The 22,439-nt window shown below is 72.6% G+C and carries 20 protein-coding genes; 9 read left to right on the forward strand and 11 right to left on the reverse strand.

What is annotated here, in order from left to right:
• Nucleotides 1-4: 4 nt before the first annotated feature.
• Nucleotides 5-1,321, reverse strand: a complete 1,317-nt coding sequence (locus GA0070561_RS18925; RefSeq protein ID WP_091402522.1) for a DUF2252 domain-containing protein — start codon at nucleotides 1,319-1,321, stop codon at nucleotides 5-7.
• Nucleotides 1,322-1,500: 179 nt separating this feature from the next.
• Between GA0070561_RS18925 and GA0070561_RS18930 the strand changes: the two genes are divergently transcribed.
• Complete coding sequence (locus GA0070561_RS18930) at nucleotides 1,501-2,436, forward strand: hypothetical protein (RefSeq protein WP_091402524.1); 936 nt, start codon at nucleotides 1,501-1,503, stop codon at nucleotides 2,434-2,436.
• Between the two features lie 68 nt (nucleotides 2,437-2,504).
• Here the strand turns inward: GA0070561_RS18930 and GA0070561_RS18935 are convergent, their stop codons facing one another.
• Nucleotides 2,505-3,086 carry an NADH-quinone oxidoreductase subunit B gene (locus tag GA0070561_RS18935; protein WP_091402527.1) on the reverse strand — a complete coding sequence of 194 codons (582 nt, stop codon included), beginning with the start codon at nucleotides 3,084-3,086 and terminating at the stop codon, nucleotides 2,505-2,507.
• Between the two features lie 218 nt (nucleotides 3,087-3,304).
• On the opposite strand from GA0070561_RS18935, the gene GA0070561_RS18940 reads away from it, so the two are divergent.
• Both GA0070561_RS18940 and GA0070561_RS18945 read left to right on the forward strand, forming a co-directional pair.
• Entirely contained in the window at nucleotides 3,305-3,841 is a 537-nt protein-coding gene (locus GA0070561_RS18940; protein ID WP_244166310.1) for an RNA polymerase sigma factor, read from the forward strand.
• A complete protein-coding gene (locus GA0070561_RS18945) occupies nucleotides 3,834-5,033 on the forward strand; it encodes a hypothetical protein (protein WP_091402533.1) in 1,200 nt (399 codons plus the stop codon). Before GA0070561_RS18940 ends, GA0070561_RS18945 begins: the two co-directional genes overlap by 8 nt.
• A 60-nt stretch (nucleotides 5,034-5,093) precedes the next feature.
• Here GA0070561_RS18945 and GA0070561_RS18950 read toward each other — a convergent pair whose 3' ends face one another.
• Nucleotides 5,094-6,587 carry a pyridoxal phosphate-dependent decarboxylase family protein gene (locus GA0070561_RS18950; RefSeq protein ID WP_091402536.1) on the reverse strand — a complete coding sequence of 498 codons (1,494 nt, stop codon included), beginning with the start codon at nucleotides 6,585-6,587 and terminating at the stop codon, nucleotides 5,094-5,096.
• Nucleotides 6,588-6,614: 27 nt separating this feature from the next.
• Nucleotides 6,615-8,000, reverse strand: a complete 1,386-nt coding sequence (locus GA0070561_RS18955) for an MFS transporter (protein WP_091402539.1) — start codon at nucleotides 7,998-8,000, stop codon at nucleotides 6,615-6,617.
• Between the two features lie 169 nt (nucleotides 8,001-8,169).
• Between GA0070561_RS18955 and GA0070561_RS18960 the strand changes: the two genes are divergently transcribed.
• Complete coding sequence (locus GA0070561_RS18960; RefSeq protein WP_091402541.1) at nucleotides 8,170-8,733, forward strand: SigE family RNA polymerase sigma factor; 564 nt, start codon at nucleotides 8,170-8,172, stop codon at nucleotides 8,731-8,733.
• Nucleotides 8,726-9,943 (forward strand): hypothetical protein, encoded by a 1,218-nt coding sequence (locus tag GA0070561_RS18965; protein WP_091402542.1) that lies wholly within the window; start codon nucleotides 8,726-8,728, stop codon nucleotides 9,941-9,943. The genes GA0070561_RS18960 and GA0070561_RS18965 overlap by 8 nt, the downstream gene beginning before the upstream one ends.
• 89 nt (nucleotides 9,944-10,032) lie before the next feature.
• On the opposite strand, the gene GA0070561_RS18970 is transcribed toward GA0070561_RS18965, so the two are convergent.
• Nucleotides 10,033-10,347, reverse strand: coding sequence for an MGMT family protein (locus tag GA0070561_RS18970; protein WP_091402545.1), 315 nt, complete (start codon nucleotides 10,345-10,347; stop codon nucleotides 10,033-10,035).
• A gap of 13 nt (nucleotides 10,348-10,360) precedes the next feature.
• On the opposite strand from GA0070561_RS18970, the gene proB reads away from it, so the two are divergent.
• The gene (gene proB, locus GA0070561_RS18975; protein WP_091402548.1) at nucleotides 10,361-11,518 is read left to right on the forward strand and encodes a glutamate 5-kinase; all 1,158 of its coding nucleotides are present in this window, start codon (nucleotides 10,361-10,363) and stop codon (nucleotides 11,516-11,518) included.
• A gap of 90 nt (nucleotides 11,519-11,608) precedes the next feature.
• Complete coding sequence (locus GA0070561_RS18980) at nucleotides 11,609-12,850, forward strand: glutamate-5-semialdehyde dehydrogenase (protein ID WP_091402551.1); 1,242 nt, start codon at nucleotides 11,609-11,611, stop codon at nucleotides 12,848-12,850.
• Nucleotides 12,851-12,950: 100 nt separating this feature from the next.
• Here the strand turns inward: GA0070561_RS18980 and GA0070561_RS18985 are convergent, their stop codons facing one another.
• The 6 genes from GA0070561_RS18985 to GA0070561_RS34745 form a co-directional block, all read right to left on the reverse strand.
• Nucleotides 12,951-13,838: a prenyltransferase/squalene oxidase repeat-containing protein gene (locus GA0070561_RS18985; RefSeq protein ID WP_091402552.1), complete on the reverse strand. Its 888-nt coding sequence runs from the start codon at nucleotides 13,836-13,838 to the stop codon at nucleotides 12,951-12,953.
• A 95-nt stretch (nucleotides 13,839-13,933) separates the two neighbouring features.
• Nucleotides 13,934-15,115 carry an adenylyltransferase/sulfurtransferase MoeZ gene (moeZ, locus tag GA0070561_RS18990; RefSeq protein WP_091402554.1) on the reverse strand — a complete coding sequence of 394 codons (1,182 nt, stop codon included), beginning with the start codon at nucleotides 15,113-15,115 and terminating at the stop codon, nucleotides 13,934-13,936.
• A 123-nt stretch (nucleotides 15,116-15,238) separates the two neighbouring features.
• Entirely contained in the window at nucleotides 15,239-16,060 is an 822-nt protein-coding gene (locus GA0070561_RS18995; protein ID WP_091402556.1) for a DUF3152 domain-containing protein, read from the reverse strand.
• 104 nt (nucleotides 16,061-16,164) lie between these two features.
• A complete protein-coding gene (locus GA0070561_RS19000; protein ID WP_091402557.1) occupies nucleotides 16,165-17,010 on the reverse strand; it encodes a DUF3152 domain-containing protein in 846 nt (281 codons plus the stop codon).
• 5 nt (nucleotides 17,011-17,015) lie between these two features.
• A complete protein-coding gene (locus GA0070561_RS19005; RefSeq protein WP_091402559.1) occupies nucleotides 17,016-17,990 on the reverse strand; it encodes an alpha/beta fold hydrolase in 975 nt (324 codons plus the stop codon).
• A gap of 23 nt (nucleotides 17,991-18,013) precedes the next feature.
• Nucleotides 18,014-19,930, reverse strand: coding sequence for a hypothetical protein (locus GA0070561_RS34745; protein ID WP_425255905.1), 1,917 nt, complete (start codon nucleotides 19,928-19,930; stop codon nucleotides 18,014-18,016).
• Between the two features lie 1,553 nt (nucleotides 19,931-21,483).
• Here GA0070561_RS34745 and GA0070561_RS19015 point away from each other — a divergent pair.
• Both GA0070561_RS19015 and GA0070561_RS19020 read left to right on the forward strand, forming a co-directional pair.
• Nucleotides 21,484-22,122 carry a TetR/AcrR family transcriptional regulator gene (locus GA0070561_RS19015; RefSeq protein WP_030489514.1) on the forward strand — a complete coding sequence of 213 codons (639 nt, stop codon included), beginning with the start codon at nucleotides 21,484-21,486 and terminating at the stop codon, nucleotides 22,120-22,122.
• Between the two features lie 64 nt (nucleotides 22,123-22,186).
• Nucleotides 22,187-22,414 carry a DUF3107 domain-containing protein gene (locus tag GA0070561_RS19020; RefSeq protein ID WP_088950288.1) on the forward strand — a complete coding sequence of 76 codons (228 nt, stop codon included), beginning with the start codon at nucleotides 22,187-22,189 and terminating at the stop codon, nucleotides 22,412-22,414.
• The last annotated feature ends 25 nt before the right edge of the window (nucleotides 22,415-22,439 follow it).

A 22,439-nucleotide genomic window follows, 5' to 3' on the forward strand; every position in this document is an offset into this window, starting at 1 on the left:
CCGATCAGATGCCCGGCAGTCGACCGTTGCGGAACAGGTCGACGAAGAGCTGATGGTCCTGGCGGGCGCGCACCCCGTACGCGTGCGCGAAATCCACCAGGTGGGCGACGAATTCCGGCTCGTCGGCGTCCACCGCCGCGACGATCGCCTCCTCGGTGGAGTAGTCCACCAGGTCGTGACTGGATTCGTCGTCCGCGACCGAGTGCATCCGGGCCACGGCCCGGCCGAGGTCGACGAGAACCCCGGTCAGCTCCTCCGGCTCGTTCACGTCCGACCAGTCCAGATCGGCGGCGTACGGGGAGACCTCGGCGACCAGTTGGCCGGCCCCGTTCAGCTCGGTGAAGCCCAGCCACGGGTCGGCGTGCGCCTGCAACGCCCGCTGCGACTCGGCGGTCCGGTGCCCCTGGTGCTGGAAGTAGCCGCGGACCGACTCGTCGGTGACGTACCGCGCCACGGCCGGCACCTGCGCCTGCTTCATGTAGATGACGACGTCGTTCTCCAGCGCCTGGGTGTGCCCCTCCAGCAGCAGGTTGTACGACGGCAGCCCGGCCGAGCCGATGCCCACCCCCTTGCGCAGCACCACGTCCTTGATCCGCGCCGCCACCGGGCGCAGCTGCGTCGAGGCGCTTGGCAGGGTGCCCAGGTAGTCCTGGAAGGCCGCGCTGACCAGGTCCCGGGTGGCATCGTCGATTTCGAAGACCCCGTCGCCGATGGAGAAGCGTCGCTCGTAGTTGTCGATGGTGGTCTGCGCGGCGAGCAGGTCCACGCGGGTGTTGAGCCGGGCCCGTTGGAGCACTCGGCGCAGCACCCCGTCGGCGTTGTCCAGGGTGATCGAGCCGATCGCGTCGTCGCCGCCGGCGGCGATGGCCCGCAGCTCGGTCAGGTACGACCGGGCGAAGCCGGCCACCAGCTCCCCGATGGCCGTGTCGGAGAGCGCCTTGCCGTAGCCGAGCAGCGCCACGCTGGCCGCGAGCCGGCGCAGGTCCCAGGTGAACGGCCCGACGTACGCCTCGTCGAAGTCGTTGACGTTGAACACCAGCTGCCCGGAGGCGTTCATGTAGGTGCCGAAGTTCTCCGCGTGCAGGTCACCGTGGATCCACACCCGGCTGGTCTGCTCGTCGGAGAACCGGTCGTCGGCGAAGTCGCCGAGCTGGTCGGCGTAGAACAGCGCGGCGCTGCCCCGGTAGAAGGCGAACGGCGAAGCCGCCATCTTGCGGAACTTGCGGCGGAAGGCGGCCGGGTCGATCGCCATTGACGCGCCGAACTCCTCGGTGAGCACGTCGACGATGTGGGTGGACCGCTGGTCCGCTGAGCTGCTCATAGTGCGCAGGCTAGTGCGACGGGTCCACAACAGGGTGGCGAACGGCGCATCCATCGATCATGCTGTCTGGGTCACGGCGCGGGGGCCCGGACACCACGGTCACGTCGGTCGATCGCGTCGCTGCCAAGCGCGGGCGACAGGTCCCTCGCCGGGCGCCGACCATGGAGGACCAGATACAGATGCTTCACAAAACGGGGACCCTGCTCACCGCCGCACTGCTCGGCCTGACCGCGACGATCGGCGGGGCCAGCGCGGCGACCGCTGCTCCGGCGGACACCACCAGCGCCGCGGTCTCACTGGGCAATCTGATCCTGGAGCCGACCGAGCGCGGCTACCGTGGCGCCATCCCGCTGACGGTCACCAACACCGGCAGCGAAACCGACTATTTCTACCTCAGACTGCGCGAACCGGTGCCGGGCTCCTTCCCGTCTGGGGAATTCGGCTGCGACGCCGCCGAGCTGACTCCAGGGGACGATCGCCGGACGTTTGGCTGTGGCCTGACGGCCGACGGGGGATCGTCGCTGGCCCCGGGTGAAACCGTCCAGGTGGCGCTGAAGTTCGACGTACTGACCAACCCACGGACGTACGCGATGAGGATGGGCGGGGGCTGGGTCGAGGTCCACTCCGCCCAGGGCGGTCTGGTGGCGCGCGAGTCGTTCAACGCCCGTTTCCGCTCCACGACCGGGTCGCTGACCAATCCCCGGCTCTACGTGCAAGACACTCAGCCGAACGCCGCCATCACGGCGGTGGGCCGGGCGACCATCGACCCGGAGAACAGCGGCAACCTCCGCCTTCCGGTGACCGTCCGGTACCGGGGCGACGCTCCGCACCTCAGCCTGTACCTCAAGGCCAGCCCGTTGCCGACCGGATCGGTGATCCAGTACACGATTCCCTCAGAGGGCCCGGCGATGTCGGACACGACGTCGGTGCCTGGGCGGCGGATGATGCAAGGCGAGTCGCGCAGCTTCGATGTGATCATCAGCCCGCCGACCGACCCGGCCGACTCGCAGGACATCATCACCCTGGAGGTGTCCGCCTTCTGGTACGGGGACGTGGACGCCGACCCGAGCGACAACACCGCCCAGACCACGCTGGCCGTCGCGACCAACAGCTGAGAGGTGCGCGGCCGACCGCCGCCCGGATTCCGTCCGGGGCGGTCGGCCGTCGCGCGTCTCCGTCGTCGTCAGCTCGCGGTGGGTGGGCGTACCGGTGGGGCGGTGAGCGAGTCGACCGAGCGTGGGGCGGCAGCCTCGCGGGGCGGGGCGTCCAGCGGTGCGGCCAGCACGTCCCGTTGCGGCACACCCCCGATGCCGGACTGCTCGGCGGCGATCTTCTCCTGCAGGCGCAGGATGCCGTGCAGCAGCGCCTCCGGCCGGGGCGGGCAGCCGGGCACGTACACGTCGACCGGGATGAGCTGGTCGACGCCCTTGGTCACCGAGTACGAATCCCAGTAGGGGCCGCCGCAGTTGGAGCAGGCACCGAACGAGATGACGTACTTCGGCTCGGGCATCTGGTCGTAGAGCCGCTTGATCGCCGGGGCCATCTTGTCGGTCACCGTGCCGGAGACCACCATCAGGTCGGCCTGGCGGGGGCCGTGGGCGAACGGGATCACGCCGAGTCGGATGAAGTCGTGCCGACCCATGCTGGTGGCGATGAACTCGATGGCACAGCAGGCCAGACCGAAGTTGAAAACCCAGAGCGAGTAGCGGCGCCCCCAGTTCAGCACGAACCGGATCGGCTCACCGAGCACTGCCGGCAGCTGCACGGCGCCCCCTCTCCTCACCGACAGTGAATCACAGACGGCGTCTGTGCGGTCCGGCGGTGATCGGCGCGAGCGGCCCACCAACTGTCCCGGAGCCGACAAGGATCGGCAGCGATTGACGCGCAACCTACCGGCGCGCTCGCTTGTGTGACCGGTGCTGGCGAACACAACGCCGGCAATCGCCACGGGGAGGACGAGTGCTTGTGACACGAGAAGTGCGGGTGGGCGGACGCCCGCCGGACCCACCGGGAACCGCAACCTCCACGTCGGCAGAGCTGGTCTTCGACGACTTCTACCACGCCCACTTCCGCGGCCTGGTGGTGCAGCTGACCGCGTACACAGGCGACCGTGGGCAGGCGCAGGAGCTGGTTCAGGAGGCGTTCTGTCGTGCGTACGCCCGCTGGGACCGGCTCGCCGGATACCAGGACCCCCTGGCCTGGGTCCGTAAGGTCGCCTGGAATCTCGGCCACAACCGCTGGCGGCGGCTGCGGACCGCCCAGCTGTGGCTGCTGCGGCAGCGGGAGACACACGTTGCGGAGCCGAGCCCGGACCGGGTCGCCGTCGACGCCGCGTTGGCGAAGTTGCCGCCGAAGCAGCGGCGGGCCGTCGTACTGCACTACCTCGCCGACCTGACGATCGCGGAGATCGCCGCTCAGGAACAGGTCGCCGAAGGGACGGTCAAGTCCTGGCTGCACCGGGGCCGAACCGCACTCGCCACCCACCTACGCGACACCAATGAGGAGGTGCGGGATGTCTGAGCAGGAGACCCTTGACTTCGCCGAAGAGTTCGCCCGCTACCGCCGTACCGCGCTGGCGGAGGTCGAGGCGCCGGGACCCGCCGCCGTTCGACGGACCGTACGAGGCCGCAGCCGGCGTCGGCTGGCTGCCACCGCCACGACGGCGCTCGCCCTGTTCGGCGGGTCTGCCGTCGGGTACGCGGCGATGAGCGGCCCGGACCACCGGCCCGGTCCGGTCGAGCCGACGCCGAGCGTGTCGGCGTCGCCGACGCCGCCGCCGACGCCAACCCCCAGCCCTGCCGGGACCAGTTCCAGCCCGACCAACCCCGTGCCGGACGGCCGGTTCAGCCGGTCCCAACTGCTGGGGGTGCCGGTGACCCTGCCGGCATGGCGGGCCGGACCAGGCTGCCCGACGTCGCAGACGCGGCTCACCGCCGATGCCCGGGAGGGCGCGAACTCGCTCTTGGCGCTCGACCACGGCGACATCGACGGGGACGGCGCGGTGGAGACGGTGGCGCTTGTGCAGTGCGTGCTCGGCACCCGCGGGCCGATGCAGGTGGTCGCCTTCGACCGCGACAAGGAAGGAAAGGTGACGACGGTCGGCCGGGTGGTCGCGACCACCATCGACAAGCCGCAGTGGCTGTTCGCGCTGGATGTCGTGGGCGACGGCACGGTCCGCGTTCAGGTCGGTGACATCGCTCCCGGGGGCGGCTGGCCCGCCGAGTGGTCACAGCGGCAGTGGCGGGGCTACCGCTGGAAGGGCGAGACCTTCGCCCAGGTCTCCGGGCCGACGAGCTTCGGTCAGAATCCGCACTCGGCGGATATCTCGGTGACCACCACCGACCTCGTGCTGACCACGGCCGACGACGGCTCCCGAACGGGCACGGCCACGGTGCGGGTCCGCAACCGGGGCACCAAGCCGGTCGCCCACGTGGACCTGCGGCTGGGCGTACCCGCGGCGGTGCGTCCGGACGTCGACGGATGGGCCCCGTGCGAGGGCGAGCCCCAGGACTCCAGCGATCCGGTGATCTGCACCCTCGGTCGGCTGGCGGCGGGCGCGGAGATACGGCTGGACCTGAGCTTCCGGTTGGCCGAGGGAATCGCGTTGGGCACGGGAAAGGCCGACGTGCGTGCCTGGCCGATGGACGCCGGATTCGACCTCCTGTTGGACGTCAACGACGCCGACAACCAGGTGCGGATGACCTACCGCTGAGGATCCGGTCGCCGGCCGCTACGTACGCCACGGGGGCGTACGTCGCGGCCGGCGCTCCGGTCACCAGGTGGGACGTTGCAGCAGCCCGACGAACTCGACCAGCAGCCGCTCCCGCAGCGCCGGCGGCGCGGCGTCGAGCAGCGTGTTCACCACCGCCATCCGCTCCGGCAGCGGCGCGCCATCGGTCTCGCCGCCCATGCCCAGCCCGGCGGCCAGGCCCGCGACCAGCTCCGGGGTCAGCGCGTCCGGGGTCAGCGACGTCGCCAGCGCCGTCAGTTCCGGTGGAAGAGCGACCGGACCGGCCGCCTGGGCCGCGGCCACCGCGTCGGTCAGGTCCGGCCCGAACTCGGCGACCCGGGGCGCGACCGCGGCGGTCACCGTGAGGTGCACGCTGGCGGGCAGGCCGTCGTACGACAGCTGGGGTTGGGTGTGCCAGCCCCGCGCGGTCAGCTCGTCGACCAGGACGAACAGGTCGGGGCCACCCTCGGTCGCGGTGAAGCAGACGACTGTCGACTCCGGCTCGGCCATCAGCCGCAGCCCGTCGACGGCGCGGACCGCGTCGGCCAGCCCGGTCACCGCATCCCGGGTGATGGCGGTCAGCCGCAGGTAACCCTCGTCGCCGAGGTGCCGCAACGTGGCGTACGCGGCGGCGATCGGGCCACCCGAGCGGGTGGAGGCGATCACTGGGTTGATCATGGTGTAGCCGGGCCAGTCGGCGTACGCGAAGTACTGCGGGGCGCGCAGCGCCGCGTCGCGGTGCAGCAGCACGGACACCCCCTTCGGCGCGTACGCGTACTTGTGCAGGTCGACCGAGATGGAGGTGACCCCGGGCACCGCGAAGTCGAACGGCGGCACCGGCTCCCCGAGCCGACGCAGGTACGGCAGGGTCCAGCCGCCGAAGCAGGCGTCCACGTGGCAGCGCACCCCGGCCTCGGCCGCGGCGGCCGCGATCTGCGTGACCGGGTCCACCACCCCGTGCGCGTACGACGGCGCGGAGCAGGCGATGAGCACCGTCTCCGGGCGGATCGCGGCGGCCATCGCGGCCGGGTCGGGACGCAGCGTCTCCGGGGAGACGGGCACGACGTCCAGCGCCACCCGCAGGTAGTGCGCCGCCTTGGCGAATGCCGCGTGCGCGCTCGACGGCACCACGATCCGGGGTGCGGCGATCTCCGGGTGGGCGTCCCGGGCTGTCTTGACGGCGAGGATCAGTGACTCGGTGCCGCCGCTGGTGACGCTGCCGACGACGTCCGGGGCGGTGGTCCCGGGGCCGGCGCCCAGCACCCGGCCGGCGGCGCCGACAAGCGCGTTCTCCATGGCCAGCAGGGACGGGAACGCGGTCGGGTCCAACCCGTTGACGTGCGCGCTCTCCCGGTGGGCGGCGGCGGCCAGCTCGTCCAGCCCGGACACCGCCGGGTCGTAGACGTACGCGAACAGCCGTCCCCCATGGGTGGGCGCGTCACTCGCCCGCAGCTTCCGTACCTCTTCCAGAACCCGTTCCGCCGGAACCCCGGTAGCGGAAAGCGCTCCAGCCTCAACCCTGTTCTCGTCGATCATCGAGTTACGGTGCCCTTCTCGTGACGGTCAACGGCTTTCGTCCCCCAACACAACTCCGTGATCGACCAGGTCGCTGTGGGCGGTGAGGGTGTACTGGCGGAGCAGGAGGATCGGAGGGGCGATCAGCAGGGCCGGGATGAGCGTGAAGCCGAGGAGCACGCCCAGCCTCGCCGTGTCGGACTGGGCCGCCGCCGAGCCGGTGTCGGAGGACACGTAGCCGGAGAGCTGGAGCACCAGTCCGTAGATGCCCGGGCCGAGCGCCAGGCCGAAGGTCTCCCCGGCGGTCCACAGCCCGGTGAAGACGCCCGCCTGCCGTCGACCGGTGCGCGCCGTCTCGTGCGCGATGCAGTCCGGCAACATCGCCAGCGCGAAGACCTGCTGCCCGGCGTACCCCACGCCGATCAACGCGACCACGAGATAGACGGCGACCGGCGGCAGCACCGGCGCGGCGACCAGGGCGAACGCACCGACGGCCAGGATCAGCGAGGCGACCACCAGTGCGGTCCGCTTGCCCAGTCGGGCACCGATCCGGGTCCAGATCGGCATCACCAGCAGCGCCGGCCCGACGAAGCAGACGAAGAGCAGGGTCGGCCCGCTCTCCTCGTCGCGCAGGATCTGCCCGGCGAAGTAGTTGACCCCGGCCAGGATCGTCGCCACCCCGGCGGACTGCACCACGAAGCAGATCAGCAGTGCCCGGAACGGGCGGTTGGCACCGGCCACGGCGAGCTGGGCGCGCAGCGTCGGCTCGCTCTCGCCCACCGTGCCGGTCGGCGCGGACCGGGTGCCCAGGAACGCGCCGAGGGCGCCGAGGGCGATCAGCACCGCCACGAACAGGCCCATCCAGCGGTGCCCGGCCACTCCGTCACCACCGGCGCTCACCACCAGCGGCGCGACCGCGCCGGAGACCAGGATGGCCAGCGCCAGCACCGCGATCCGCCAGGTCATCAACCGGGTGCGCTCGGCGTAGTCGTCGGTCAGCTCCGCCGGCATGGCCACGTACGGCACCTGGAAGAAGGCGAACGCGGTGGCGGCGGCGAGGAACGCGAACGCCACGTACGCCGCGGCGCCCGGACCGTTACCGAAGGGCGCGGCGAAGATCGACGCGAACAGGACGGCGAGCGCGAGGCCGGCGACGACCAGGTACGGCCGGCGGGCGCCCCACCGCGACCGGGTGCGGTCGGAGATCCGCCCGGCGACCGGGTTGACCAGCACGTCCCAGGCCTTGGGCAGCAACACCAGCAGGGCGGCCAGCCCGGCGGCCACGCCCAGGGTGTCGGTCAGGTACGGCAGCAGCAGCAGACCGGGCACGGTGCCGAACGCTCCGGTCGCCAGGGAACCGAGCGCGTAGCCGGCGTGCACCGATCGGGGCAGCGAGCCGGTGGCTGACGAGCCGGCGCCCGGCGGCGTTTTCATGGGCCCGAATGTTACTCACGTTATGTCGAAGGCTGACCAACCTGCCGGCCCTGGTGCGCACAGCCGAACAGTCAGGTTGGCGGCAGTGCAGGACCGCAACCGCCGTCACTGTGTCGGAGTGTTACCGGGTGCCCAGGGCAGACCAGCCTGGCGGCGACGGGGAGGGGCAGTGGCAGCAACGATGGGAGCCCGCGCCAATGAGCCACCGGCGGCACGGACGGCCGGTGGAGTGGTCGCGGCGACGATTACCTTCGACGACTTCTACCACGCGCATTTCGGCAGCGTGACCGCACAACTGTGTGCGTACACCGGGGACCTGGGGCATGCGCAGGACCTGGCCCAGGAGGCGTTCTACCGAGCGCTGGCCCGCTGGGACCGGCTGGTCCGGTACGACGACCCGGTGGCCTGGGTCCGGCAGGTCGCCTGGAACCTGGCCCGGAGCCGCTGGCGACGCCTGCGTACCGCCCGCAACCATCTGCTGCGGCAACGACGCACCGAGGCGGAGGTGGCCGGTCCGACCCCCGACCGGGTGGCGATCGACGCGGCGCTGGCGCAGCTACCCGCCAACCATCGCCGAGCGGTCGTCCTGCACTACCTGGCCGACCTCTCCGTCAGTCAGATCGCCGCTCAGGAAGGGGTGGCCGAGGGCACCGTGAAGTCCTGGTTGCACCGGGGCCGGACCACCCTGGCCGGGCTGCTGGACGAGAACACCGAGGGGGTGTGCGATGTCTGACCTCGACCCGCGACTGCGCGAGCGGTTCACCGCGTATCGCAATGACGTGGTCACCAAGGTCGCCGGCCCCGGCCCCGACCAGGCCCGGCACCTCCTGCGCCGACGCCGGCGGATGACGGCGGTGGCCGTGGCTGCCGCGGCGGTCGTTCTGGTGGTGGCCCCCGTCGTCGCCAACGCCGCACTGCGCGGTGACCAGAACAGGCCGGTGCCGGCGGAGTCCGTCCAGCCCACCGCCCCGTCGACCTCGACACCGCCCACGCCACCACCGACCGGATCGCCGACGCCGACACCGAGCGCCAATGCCCCGGCCGCCCCGGACGGGCGGATCAGTCGGGCCCAACTGCTCGCCACCCGGGTCGACCTGCCGAGCTGGCAGCCGGGCGAGATGGAGGGCGGCTGCACCACCTCGAAGGTGCGGCTGCAGACCGACACGAAGACGGTCTACGTGCCGGAGTTGACCGACGACGAGTTCGAGCACGGTGACGTCGACGGGGACGGCGCCGTCGAAACCATCGCCATCGTCGCCTGCCGGTACGGCGAGGCGTCGGCGAAACAGGTGGTGACCTTCGACCGGGCCCGCGACGGCCGCATCGTGACGGTGGGCCGAGTGGTCCGGACCGGCGACGGGTTCGAGGACATTCGCTCGGTGGAGATCACCGCGGCCGGGTCGGTCGAGGTGCGGGTGGCCGACATCGTGCCGTGCTGTGGCACCCCTGAGTACCTGCGGCGGGAGCAGGTGCGGACGTACCGGTGGAACGGGCAGCGGTTCAGCCAGACGGACGGCCCCACCACGTTCGGCGGGGACCCCCGGCTCACCGACCTACGGATGACCATGACCCACAAGCTCGTCGACGTTCCGGGGGCGGACACCCGACGCGAACTCACCACTGTCTTCACCGTCACCAACGCCGGGCCGGTCGACGCAGCCCAGGTGGGGTTCCACTCCATCGAGGGCGGCGAGCGGACCGGCGGAGACTGGTCCCGATGCGACAGGGACCCGGCGTCGCAGGCCAATCAACCGTCGTGCCTGCTACCCGGTGTGCCGGTCGGTGAATCGCGCCGCTACACGTTCGTCCAGTTGGTGCCTGGCCGGCCGGGACCCGACGCGATCACCCGGAGGTTCCTCGTCGTTCACTGCGACGCGCAGGACCGCTGGTGGCCGGACCTGAAACGGACCGACAACGAGGTGCGATCCCCACTGCCACTCTGAACGACCGCACGGTGCCTCGTCCCCTGCCGGGGGCGGGGCACCGTCGGTGTGGCACGTCCCGGCCGTCGCCGTTCACGCCCGCCCTGGGGTCACGACCCGTCGTCCGGCGACCAGCCCGCCGCCGCGATGTCCACTCCCTCGCCGCGCAGCGGCACTCCCTCGGCCCGCAGTCGGGCCCGGGCCTCCCGCTCGTGCCCCGGCGGCAGTCGACCGCTCGCGGTCACCACTCGATGCCACGGCACCGAGGCCCCGTGCCGGGCCATGATGTTGCCGACCAACCGGGCCGAGGCACGCCCCGAGCGCTCGGACAGCGCATCGGCCACCCCGCCGTACGACATGACCCGGCCCTCCGGGATCCGCTCGACCAGGTCGAGCACCGCCTCGACGTACTCGTCTGGAGTCACAATCCGCCACCATATGGGAACGCCGCCGGGCGGTGCGGCCGTGACCACGCAGAATGGTCGGGTGCGCGACGCAGTCACGACGGCCCGGCGGGTCGTCGTCAAGATCGGATCCTCCTCGTTGACCACCGCCACCGGCGGGTTGGCCGACGAGCGCGTCGACACGCTGGTCGACACCCTCGGTCGACTCACCGCCGAAGGCCGCGAGGTGGTGCTGGTCTCCTCCGGCGCCATCGCCGCCGGGCTCGCCCCGCTCGGGCTGTCCCGACGCCCGCGCGACCTGGCCACACAGCAGGCCGCCGCCAGCGTCGGGCAGGGGCTACTGATCGGCCGGTACGCGGCCAGCTTCGCCCGGCACGGCCGCACCGTCGGGCAGGTGCTGCTCACCGTCGACGACGTGACCCGGCGAGTGCACTACCGCAACGCGTACCGGACGCTGCGCAAGCTGCTCGACCTGCGGGCGGTGCCGATCGTCAACGAGAACGACACGGTGGCCACCCAGGAGATCCGGTTCGGCGACAACGATCGGCTGGCCGCCCTGGTGGCCGCGCTGGTGCACGCCGACCTGCTGGTGCTCCTCTCCGACGTGGACGCGCTCTGGACCGGTGACCCCACCAACCCGCGCTCGACCCGGATCGCCGAGGTGCGCGACGACACGGACCTCGCCGGCATCACCATCGGCGGGGCCGGCCGGTCCGGTGTCGGCACCGGTGGCATGGTGACCAAGGTCGAGGCCGCCCGGATCGCCACCGGCTTCGGCATCCCGGTGGTGCTCACCGCCGCCGACCTGGCCACGCCGGCGCTGGCCGGCGAACCGGTCGGCACGCTCTTCCACCCGCAGCGGCGACGCCCGACGGCCCGGCTGTTCTGGCTGGCCCACGCCACCTCACCCCGGGGGCGGCTGCACCTCGACCCGGGCGCGGTGGCCGCCGTCGTCGGGCGGCGCAAGTCCCTGCTCCCGGCCGGCATCACCGCCGTGGACGGCACGTTCACGGCCGGCGACCCGGTGGACCTGGTGGACACCGCCGGCGCATCGGTCGCCCGAGGACTGGTCAACTACGACGCGGTGGAGCTACCCGGGCTGCTCGGCCGCTCCACGTCCGAACTCGCCGCGGCGCTCGGCCCGGCGTACGAACGAGAGGTCGTCCACCGCGACGACCTGGTGCTGCTCTAAGGAGTCGACAATGAGTGAGCGTCAGCGAGCGAATCATCGAATCAGCGCGGTGGTGCCTCAGGGCGGCACGCAGCGCAGCGGAGTGCCGGCATGAGCGTGACCGAGCAGGCGCGACGGGCGAGGGACGCCGCCGCGGAGCTGGCCGTGGCCACGCGTACGGTCAAGGACGCCGCGCTGGTGGCGATGGCCGACGCGCTGGTGGCGCGTACCCCGGAGATCCTGACCGCGAACGAGACGGACCTGGCGGCCGGCCGGGAGGCCGGGCTGAGCGCGGCCGTGCTGGACCGGCTCGCGCTCGACGCGGGTCGGGTGGCCGGCATCGCCGACGCGCTGCGTGAGATGGCCGCGTTGCCCGACCCGGTCGGCGAGGTGGTCCGCGGGTCCACCCTGCCCAACGGCCTGGAGCTGCGCCAGATCCGGGTGCCGTTCGGGGTGGTCGGCATCATCTACGAGGCGCGGCCCAACGTGACGGTGGACGCTGCGGGGATCTGCCTCAAGTCCGGCAATGCGGCGCTGCTGCGCGGGTCGTCGTCGGCCGCGCACTCGAACGCCGCGCTGGTAGCGGTGCTGCGCGACGCGGTCGCCGGGGCCGGTCTGCCCGCCGACGCGGTGCAGTTGCTCGACGCCAGCTCCCGTGACTCGGTCAAGGAGCTGATGCGCGCCCGGGGTCTCGTCGACGTGCTCATTCCGCGCGGCGGCGCGTCGCTGATCCGCACCGTGGTCGAGGAGTCGACAGTGCCGGTGATCGAGACCGGGGTGGGCAACTGCCACGTCTACGTCGACGCCGCCGCCGACCTGGCGAAGGCCGTCGCGGTGACGCTGAACGCCAAGACGCAACGCCTGTCCACCTGCAACACCGCCGAGTCGCTGCTGGTTCACGCGGGCATTGCCGACGCGTTCCTGCCGCCGGTGCTGGCCGCGTTCGCCGAGGCGGGGGTGACAGTGCACGGCTCACCCGAGGTGGCCGCCCACTCCGCCGCCGTGGTCCCGGCGACCGAGGAGGACTACGCCACCGAGTACCTCTCCGCCGACATCTCGGTGGCGGTGGTCGACTCGCTGGACGCGGCGGTCGCGCACATCCGCCGCTTCGGCACCGGGCACACCGAGGCGATCGTCACCGACTCGGCGAGCGCGGCCCGCGACTTCGTCGCGAGGGTGGACGCGGCGGCGGTGATGGTGAACGCTTCGACCCGGTTCACCGACGGGGGCGAGTTCGGCTTCGGTGCGGAGATCGGCATCTCCACCCAGAAGCTGCACGCTCGCGGTCCGATGGGCCTGCCCGAGCTGACCAGCACCAAGTACGTCGTCACCGGCGACGGACACGTGCGGTGAGGCCCTACCCCTCCCGCGATCTTGCACTTACTGCCCCGGCATAAGGGGCATTCCACGTGAACCGGCAACCGAAACCGCAAGATCGCCGCGGGGTTGAGGGCTAGTTGGAGGGCTTGGGGCGGGCGGCGCGGATCGCGGCCAGCGTGGCGTGCACGTCGAACTGGTGGCCGTCGTCGCTCTCCCAGCCGCCGTCGCTGCGCTGGGTCTCGGTCAACCGGCGCAGCGCCCGCACCATGATCCAGTCCTGTGGGTCGACGCCGGCGCGGCGCAACGTGGCCGCCAGCCACGCCACGTCCCCGGGGGACATCTTCGGCATCCGCTCGGCGAGCACCACCTGGATCCGGGCGGACTCCTGGAACATCTCCTGCCGGTGCAGCACGGCCGCGCTCAGCCAGCCGGCGGCGAGATACGACGGCCAGCTACCGTCCGGGCGCAGCCGCGCGGCCAGCGAGTGGGCCGCCGCCTGCACCACCCCGGCGTACGCCCCACCAACCCGATGGTCGAGCGGACCCGAGGCCCGGGCGTCCAGGCCGGCGACGGTGAGCCAGAAGCCGGCGTTGGCCGACACGAGGAACCCGGCCTCCGGGTCGCCGGGACGGGCCCACTCCGGTGCCGAGTCGGCCAGCGACGCGTCCTCTTCCCAACCGCCGTCGGCCTGCTGCCGGGACGCCAGCCAGTCCAGGGCGCGGCGGGCGGCGGGACGACCGAGCCCGCCCAGGTCGTCCAACTCGACGAGCCGGAAGCAGGTGGCGTCGATCGAGGCGACCTCGCCGCCCCAGGTGGCCGGCCAACCGCCGTCCGGTGACTGGCCGACCTCGGCCGTCTCCAGCAACTCGACGGGCACGGCGGTGCCGTTGCGGAGCCAGGAGAGGCGGGCACGTTCCACCGCATCCCCGTGCGCCACGACGAACCCGATCGCGGCTTCCAAGTCGACCACGGCGGAGACGCTACCTGCGCAGACGCGATGCCGCCTCGGAGAATCGGCCAGCCCGGAATGGCTGCGTCGCTCTGGCCGGACGGCCGCTCGGCGTCATCTGCGTCGATTTGCCGGGGCGGCCACGTGGGCCACCCCGGCTCGATCGGTCAGTACGCGGGCAGCGACGGGTCGATCTGCTTGATCCAGGAGAGCACGCCGCCCTGCACGTGCACAGCATCCTTGAATCCGGCTGCCTTGAGCGCGGCGAGCGCCTCCGCCGAGCGGACGCCGGACTTGCAGTGCAGCACGATCTGCCGGTCCTGCGGCAGCTTCGCGAGGGCCTCACCGGAGATGATGTCGCCCTTGGGGATCAGGGTGGCGCCGGGGATCTGGACGATCTCGTACTCGGCCGGCTCGCGTACGTCAACGAGGAAGATGTCCTTGCCGGCGTCCTGCCACTCCTTGAGCTCCAGGGCGGTGATGGTCGAGTCGAGCGTCGCCTCCTGGGCCTCCTCGGAGACCGCGCCGCAGAAGTCCTCGTAGTCTTCCAGCAGGTCGGTGACCGTCGGGTTGTCGCCGCAGAGCACGCAGTTCGGGTCCTTGCGGACCTTGATCTTGCGGTATTCCATCTCCAGGGCGTCGTAGACCATCAGGCGGCCGACCAGCGGCTCACCGATTCCGGTGAGCAGCTTGATCGCCTCGTTCACCTGGATCGAACCGATCGACGCGCAGAGCACCCCGAGCACGCCACCCTCGGCGCAGGAGGGGACCATGCCGGGCGGCGGCGGCTCCGGGTAGAGGCAGCGGTAGCAGGGGCCGTGCTCGGCCCAGAACACCGACGCCTGGCCGTCGAAGCGGTAGATCGAGCCCCAGACGTACGGCTTACCCAGCAGCACCGCCGCGTCGTTCACCATGTAGCGGGTGGCGAAGTTGTCGGTGCCGTCGACGATCAGGTCGTACTGGGCGAAGATCTCGCGGACGTTCTCGCGGTCCAGCGCGGTGTTGTGGATCTCCACATTGACCAGGGGGTTGATCTCGCGGATCGACGCGGCGGCGGACTCGGCCTTGGACCGGCCGATGTCGGAGACGCCGTGGATGACCTGGCGCTGGAGGTTCGACTCGTCAACGGTGTCGAAGTCGATGATGCCGAGCGTGCCGACCCCGGCCGCGGCGAGGTACAACAGGGCGGGCGACCCGAGGCCACCGGCACCGACACAGAGCACCCGGGCGTTCTTCAGCCGCTTCTGGCCGGTCACCCCGACGTCCGGAATGATCAAGTGACGTGAGTAGCGGCGGATCTCGTCTACGGTCAGCTCGGCGGCGGGCTCGACGAGCGGGGGCAACGACACGGTGGACTCCCCGGGATCGGCGGTGTGAACCGCGCCATTGTTGCTCGCGGGAGGCCCCCTCGGCCATGAGGGACGACACGTGGTCCGGTATGCGGGAGCGGGAATAACCGACGAGCCGGCAGATCAGGGGACGATGTCCCCCGCGTAGCGACGCCCGTCGAGGTACGGCCAGGCGTTGGCGACGCAGCCCTCCAGCCCGTACGTCTGTTGCTGCATCACCGGGGCGGGCTCCCCCGGGCCGGGGCACGCCTCGTGCTCCTCGCCGAACTCGTGGCCCACCTCGTGGTTGATGACGTAGGTCCGGTAGGTGTCCAGCGATGCGCCGTAGTCGGGGACCGCCTCCATCCAGCGGGCCAGGTTGATGATGACCTGACCGGGCAGGCGACAGGAGGTGTAGCGCTCGGTGGTCAACCCACCCTCGGCGCACATCCGCTCGGACGTGACCGGGGTGGCCAGGTAGATGGTGAAGTCGGCGGCCCCGGCGTCGGCCACCCGTTGCACCCGCAGCTCATCGGACGCGATCCAACTGCGCGGGTCGGCCAGCACCTCGTCCACCCTGGCGGCGAACACGTCGGCGTCCTGGCCGGCACCGCGTTCGACGACGACCCGGTACCGGTGCAGCGGCCCGTCCGTGCCGTGCACTGGTGTCTCACCGTCGGCTGCCGTGAAGCGTCCCGCTCCGACTGACGGATAGCCGGTGGGCGCCGGGTGCGCGGCCACCCCACCTCCGTGGCCCATGCCGCCCTGCGTGGTGGCCGGAGGCTCGACCGACGGCTCGTCGCCCCGGCTCACCGTCACCCCGATGGCGGCCGCGAGCACGAGCAGGCCGAGCAGCATGCTGCGACGACGACGCCGGTGCATCCGGACGAACGCGGGACGCACGCCCCGCAACGCCGACCGGGGCTCGGGCGGCCGGGGCGGGCCGTAAGGGGACGACGGCGTCATACGATCAAGCCTGCCAGATTATTCGGGCATTTCTCCGTTTTTATCGCTATTGCCGCAAGACGCCTGATGGAGGGGTCAATGGTCGGCGTGTCAGGCCGATCAACTCACAGGGCGGGACCGGTGTATCGACGCCCGTTCAGGTACGGCCACGGGTTGACCCGGCAGCCGTTGAGGAAGAGCGTCTGCTGCATCATCACCGGCGCCGGCCGGCCCGCGCCGGGGCAGCGCTCGTGCCGATGCCCGAGCTGGTGACCCACCTCGTGGTTGACCACGTACGTCCGGTAGACCGCCAACGGCACGCCGGCCGAGACGAAGTGCGGCACTGACAACCGCCACCGATCCAGGTTGATGATCACCTGGCCGGGCGCCCGACAGGACGTGTACGGACGACCGTTGATCCGGATGTCCACCCCACCCTTTGCGCACATCCGACCCGCGGTGCGGGCGGTGGCCAGGTAGACGGTGAAGGCCCGAGGCGCAGCCCCCGGCACCTGCTGCAGCCGCAACCTGCCGCTGTCGACCCAACTGCCCGGCCCTGCGAGCGCCACCTCAACCGCCTGGGCGAACTCGGTGACGTCCTCGGCACTGCCCGACTCCACCGCGACCCGGTAACGCCGCAGCTCACCCGCCCGGCCCAGCACCGGGCCGGAACGGGCGTCGTACCCGAACCCGCCCGTGCCGGCGCTCGGAACCGCGCCGGGCACCCGCAACACCGGGGGCGGGCTGGACGGAACCGCGGCAGAGGGCGAAGGGTCGGGCGGCAGCGGCCCGGCCACCAGCGGCGGCGCGCCGATCTCCTCGGCGGCCAACCGGTCAGCTCCGGGATGCCCACCCGGCCCCTCGGCAATCACTGTCACCGCCGCGCCGACGGCCACCACCACCGCCACCAGTTGCGCGAAAAGGGCGAAACGTCGCCGACGGCGAGCAGGATGGCGGGCTGAGCTGGGCATCCAGGTCAGCCTGCCAGATCAGACCGCCCCGCGGCGTCCTCCGTTTCGGCGAGCAGGCCGACCACCGCGCGGGCAACCAGCCGGGGAACCTCCAACTGCGCCACATGGCCGACGCCCTTGAGCATCATCAATCGGCTGTCCGGAATGACCCGGGCGGTCTGCGGCGCGACCCGCACGTCGACCAGACGGTCCTGCAGACCGCCCACCACCAGGGTCGGTGCGCGTACCGCCTCGGCGAGGCGCCACAGCGACCCCGGCCCGGGCAGGTACGCCCGCAGGAAGCTGGAGACCAGCCCACGGAACGTCCGGACGTACGCGGCGGCGTAGTGCTCGGCCTCGTACCGCACCCGGATCTCCTCCAGCGCCTCGGCCCGGCGCTGATCGCAGATCCGGCTGAGGTCGGCGACGCACGCCTCCAGCACCTGCTGGGCCATCACCTCGGGAGCAAGCTGGGTGAGGTGCCGGGCGACCAGCCGCTCACCTCGGGGAATGGCGAGCACCGGCAGCATCCGCCCCTGCAACGAGCGCCGGAAATCCAGGAACGGCAGCGCCGGGGAGATCAGGGTGAGGGTGCGGACCAGATCCGGCCGGAGCCCGGCGACCTGGACCGCGACCGCGCCACCCAGCGAGTTGCCGAACAGGTGCACCGGCCCTCGACCGGAATGCTCGATCCAGCGGACGACCAGATCCGCGAAGGCCGGAATCGTGTAGCTCGGGCCTGGCTCGCTACGGCCGAAGCCGGGCAGGTCGATGGCCTGACCGTCCAGCCGGTCGGCGAGCAGCCCGGCCAGGTCGGTCCAGTTCTGCGACGACCCGCCCAACCCGTGCACGTACAGCGCCGGCTCCGCCCCGGCGGCGGTGGCCGGGGTGTCCCGGACGTACGTGGCCCGGCCGTCGAGGCGGACTTCCCGGCCCGGCCAGGGCGGTGGAACGCGGTCGTCGGGGAGCAGGTGGTCCGGCCAGAGGGTGGCGCGTCTCATTGCTCCAGTCTGCCTCGAACCACTCAGGACAGCAGCGCCTCCAGCCGACGGTTGACCGCCGCCAGCGTCGCCCGGACCACCGCCTGACGCGGATCACCCGCGACCAGGGCCGACCCGGCGAGCTGCTCGACCCAGCCCTCGCAGACCAGCAGCGCCACCACGGTGGCCACCTCGCAATTGCCGAACGGCACCACGGCCGCGTGTTCGACGAAACAGCGCCCCCGCTCGGCGTTCTCGGCACCGCGCAGCAACTCGTCCACCGCGGCCGCCGCCGCCACCGCGCAGAGCCGCAACACGTAGCCGTCCACCGCCGGCCCGGTGGCGTACCCGGAGGCGCTGTCGCCCCCGGCCAGCAGCCGGACCTCCACGTTCGTGTCCAGGCCGAAGGTGCTGACCTGCACGTGGTCGATCACCACTCGGGGCCCCGGCGTGCCGCCGGTCTCCAGCGGCCGGGACGGCGCCGACTCCGTCGTGGTCACCTGACCACCGGAGTACGACGTGCCCAGCGTCGCCGGGCTACCGGTCGCGGCGCCGGTCGGCGCGGACGAGACCGACCCGGGCTCCTCCACCGTGGCGCGCCCCCGGTGCGGAGCGTTCGATCGGCGGCGGCGCGTCGGGTCCGTGCCGGTCCGCTGCTCCGGGCCGGCCGGCGGGGACTCGACCCGACCGCCGGACGGGCGGGCGACCGTCGGCGACTCGGCCGACCGAACCTCCCCGGGATCGCGCGAAGCCGCGTTTCGCGTCTCCGGGGTACGCCGCTCGGCGGGCTCGGCCGCGCGACGGCGAACCGGTGGAGGTGGCGTGCTGGGCAGGCCGGGCACGTTCTGCGGGGCCGCGGCCAACCCCATCCGCTCCTGGAGCAGTCGGGCCACCTGCCGGCTCACCTCGGCCGGGTCGGCACCGTCGGCCAGGTCCAGTCGCAGACTGTGCGCTCCCGCCGGCGTACGGCGCAGGGCCGCGTCGCGGACACCGGCCACCTCCCGGACGGCGTCCAGGATGGCGTTGACATCGAACCCCTCGGGGCGCTCGCGCAGGGGGGCTGGCTCGTCGTCCCGGCGCAGGTGAGTGGCGATGCGGGCGAGTTCCGGGGTTTCGGCGGGTGGCTCCACGGCTGGCGGCTCCGGCACGACGGGCACGTCCGGTTCCGCGGGGACGCGCTGCGGCAGCACCACCGCGCTCGCAGCCGACGGCCGGCCATCGTCGGCCGGCGACGTCGGGTCGGGTGCGGATCGGCGCGCCGCGTAGGCGGAGGCGGACGCCGGTGCGGGCTGATCGCGGCGGCCGGAACCCTTGGTGGCGGTGGGCGGGACCGCTGCGGTGGCGTCAGTCGATGGCAAGCCGTTGACCGGCGCGGCCGGTGGGGGCGGCTCGACGGGTGACGGACCGGGCTCGGGTGTCGCCGGCCGGAGCCGGAACGGTGCGGTCGGTCGGACGTCGGGCCGGGACCGGCCGGGCGTCTCGCCTCCATCGCCCCGGCCGGCGCTGGCCGCCCGGCTGGCCGGCCATGACGGGCGTTCTACCGGGGTGGCCGGGAGCCGGCCCTCGGACCAGTCCGGCCGCTCGGCCCGGGAACTGCTCGCAGTCGGCGAACCGCCGGTCCAGGACGAGCGCTCGGCGACCAGCGAGGGGCCTGCCGGAGCCGGTGGCGTGTCGGTCAGCGTGGGAGGTGGCCCGGCCGGAGCCGGAGGCGGGCCGGCGGGTGCCGGAGGTATCGCCTCGGCCGGTTCGGGCGGGTCGGCCGACGCCGGGCTGGAGGCCCACGAGGGCCGCGTCGGCGGGGAGCTGGCCGGTGCCGGATCGGCACCGGCGGCCCAGGACGGTCGCGTCGACGCCGCGCTGGTCGCGGGTGGTTCGGACCCGCCGGCCCAGGACGGTCGTACCGGCGGCACACTGGTCGCCGCCTCGGACCCGCCGGCCCAGGACGGCCGCACCGGCGGCACGCTGGTCGGCGTCGGATCGGACCCCCCGGCCCAGGAGGGCCGTGCGGGCGATGCGCTGGTGGGGTCGGGATCGGCGCCGCCAGCCCAGGACGGACGGTCGGGCCGGGGTCCGCCGGTCGCCCCGGACCCCGCCCAGGACGGACGGTCGGCGGGCGGGCCACTGGTCGGCGTCGCACCACCCGCCCACGACGGACGGTCAGCCGGCGGACCACTGGTCGGCGTCGCACCACCCGCCCACGACGGACGCTCAGCGGGTGGTGCACTGGTCGGTTTTGCGGGGCGTTCCGGGGTGGACTCGGATTCGCCCCGGCCGGGTTCGTACGCCCGGGGCGGATCGGCGCGCACCGGCTCGTACGGGCGGGGCACCTCGGCGCGCACCGGCTCGTACGGCTGGTGGGGTTCGCCGACCCAGTCCGGTGCCGATTCGTCCCGTGCTGTCGGGCCAGCCGGCTCGTCGTCCTGGCGGGACCAGGGCGGGGCCCACCCGCCACCCCAGCTCGGGCGGTTCCAGCTCGGCCCCGACCAGTCGGGCTCGATGGCCGACGACTCCCCGGCCCGGTGCGTTTCGCCGGGACGGTGCGCGTCCCCGGCGCGATGCGTCTCTGCCGGCCGGGCACCCTCGGCAGCGCGACCGGGTTCGCCCTCGTCGGCGGACGCGGCCGGGCCCGGGGTGCGTCCCGAGGTCGCCGCGGGCTCGGGTGCGAGCGGGTCCCGCCAGTCGCGTGGCGCGGTCGGACTCTCGTCGGCGGCCAGCCGCTCGCCGGTCGGTGCGTGGAAACCGGGCGGCACCTCGAAACCCGACGCCGCGGTGCCGACGGGCGGCACCTGGACGGCCGGCGGGGCCGAGGTGGGCAACCCGGGCTCGGCCCAGCGGGCACGGTGCGCGGCGGCCGGATCGACGGTGGAGTGTGGGGCGGGGCCCGGGTCGGGCTCGACGGCACCCTGCTCCGTCGGCGGTGCGGGACGTTGGGCGGGCACCACGAGCCGGTCGCTGGCGGCCCCGGGGCGACCCTCGGCGGTCAGCCCGGGCGGGGCGCTCACCGGCGTGGTGCGTCCCGCGGGCGGTTCGAGACCGGGGTGGTGAACGCCGTTGACGTCGTCCGGGTGGTGCGCGCCGTTGACGTGGTGGCCGTTGGTGCGGGCCGGCGACTCGGGGTCGCCCGACCGCCCGACCAGCGGCGATGGCAGATCGCCGTGCCGTGTCGAGGAGGTCCGCCAGCCCGACGCGGGGTCGGGCTGCCAGCGCGGCGCCTCATCCCGGGCGTCCTCGCGGTCGGCGGCTCGGGGCCACCCACCCGCCGGAGGCGCCCACCCACTGACGGCACGGCTCGGGTCGTCGTGCTGACCCGCTCCGTCACCGTGCTCTCCCGGGGTGGCGGCTCCGGGTTGCCCTGTTTCACTCACCGCGCGCTCCTTGGTCGCCCCCGCTGAGGCTACCGTGTGCCGAGAGTGGCGATAAGTTACAGCGGCGGGCCATTTCCACGACCGAGGTCACGGGCCTCGCCCGGTCTGGGGGGAAAATGCCGGCTCGTACGGAGAACTCGGAGGATCCCATGACCGCTGCGGGGAACGGTGCACAGACCGCTGGCCGGCCCACCCGCCTGCCCCGCTCCGCGCGTCGTAAGCAGCTTCTCGCTGCGGCGCAGGAGGTGTTCGTCGCGCAGGGCTACCACGCCGCCGCGATGGACGACATCGCCGAGCGGGCCGGGGTCTCGAAGCCGGTGCTCTACCAACATTTTCCCGGAAAGATGGATCTCTACCTGGCGCTGCTCGACACGCACTGTGACGCCATCGTCGCTCAGGTGCAGGACGCGATGCGCGGTACCAGCGACAACAAGGAGCGGGTCAGCGCGTCGGTACGGGCGTACTTCGATTTCGTCGACCACGAGAGCGAGGCGTTCCGGCTCGTCTTCGAGTCGGATCTGCGCAACGACCCGGCCGTGCGGCAGCGGGTGGAGCGTGTCGAGCAGGGCTGCATCGCGGCGATCACCGACACCATCATCTCCGACACCGGGGTGAGCCGGGCGCACGCCGAACTGCTCGCCTCCGGGCTGGTCGGCGCGGCGGAGACGGCCGCGCAGTTCTGGCTGGCCGGCGGCCGCCAGGTGCCGAAGGCCGAGGCCGAGGCGTTGGTGGCCGCGCTGTCGTGGCGGGGCATCGCGAGCTTCCCGCTGCAAGGTGAGTCAGCCTGACCGCCGGCCCCGTGATCGGATAGCCTTCGCAGGGCGGTTCTTTCGCCCCAGTTGAGGAGGCACAGTGGAGGTCAAGATCGGCGTGCAGTACGCGCCACGCGAGCTGGTAGTGGACAGCGCGCAGTCGCCGGCCGAGATCGAGCAGATCGTGACCGACGCCTTCGCCGGCAACGGCGGCACGCTCTCCCTGACCGACGAGAAGGGCCGGCGGGTCATCGTTCCGGTCGAGAAGGTCGCCTACGTCGAGATCGCCGAGGCGTCGTCCCGGGCGGTCGGGTTCACCGTCCGCTGACCGGTCCGGCCATCGCGGCAGGTCG

Origin of the sequence: Micromonospora saelicesensis (assembly GCF_900091575.1) — a bacterium.
Lineage (GTDB): Bacteria > Actinomycetota > Actinomycetes > Mycobacteriales > Micromonosporaceae > Micromonospora > Micromonospora saelicesensis.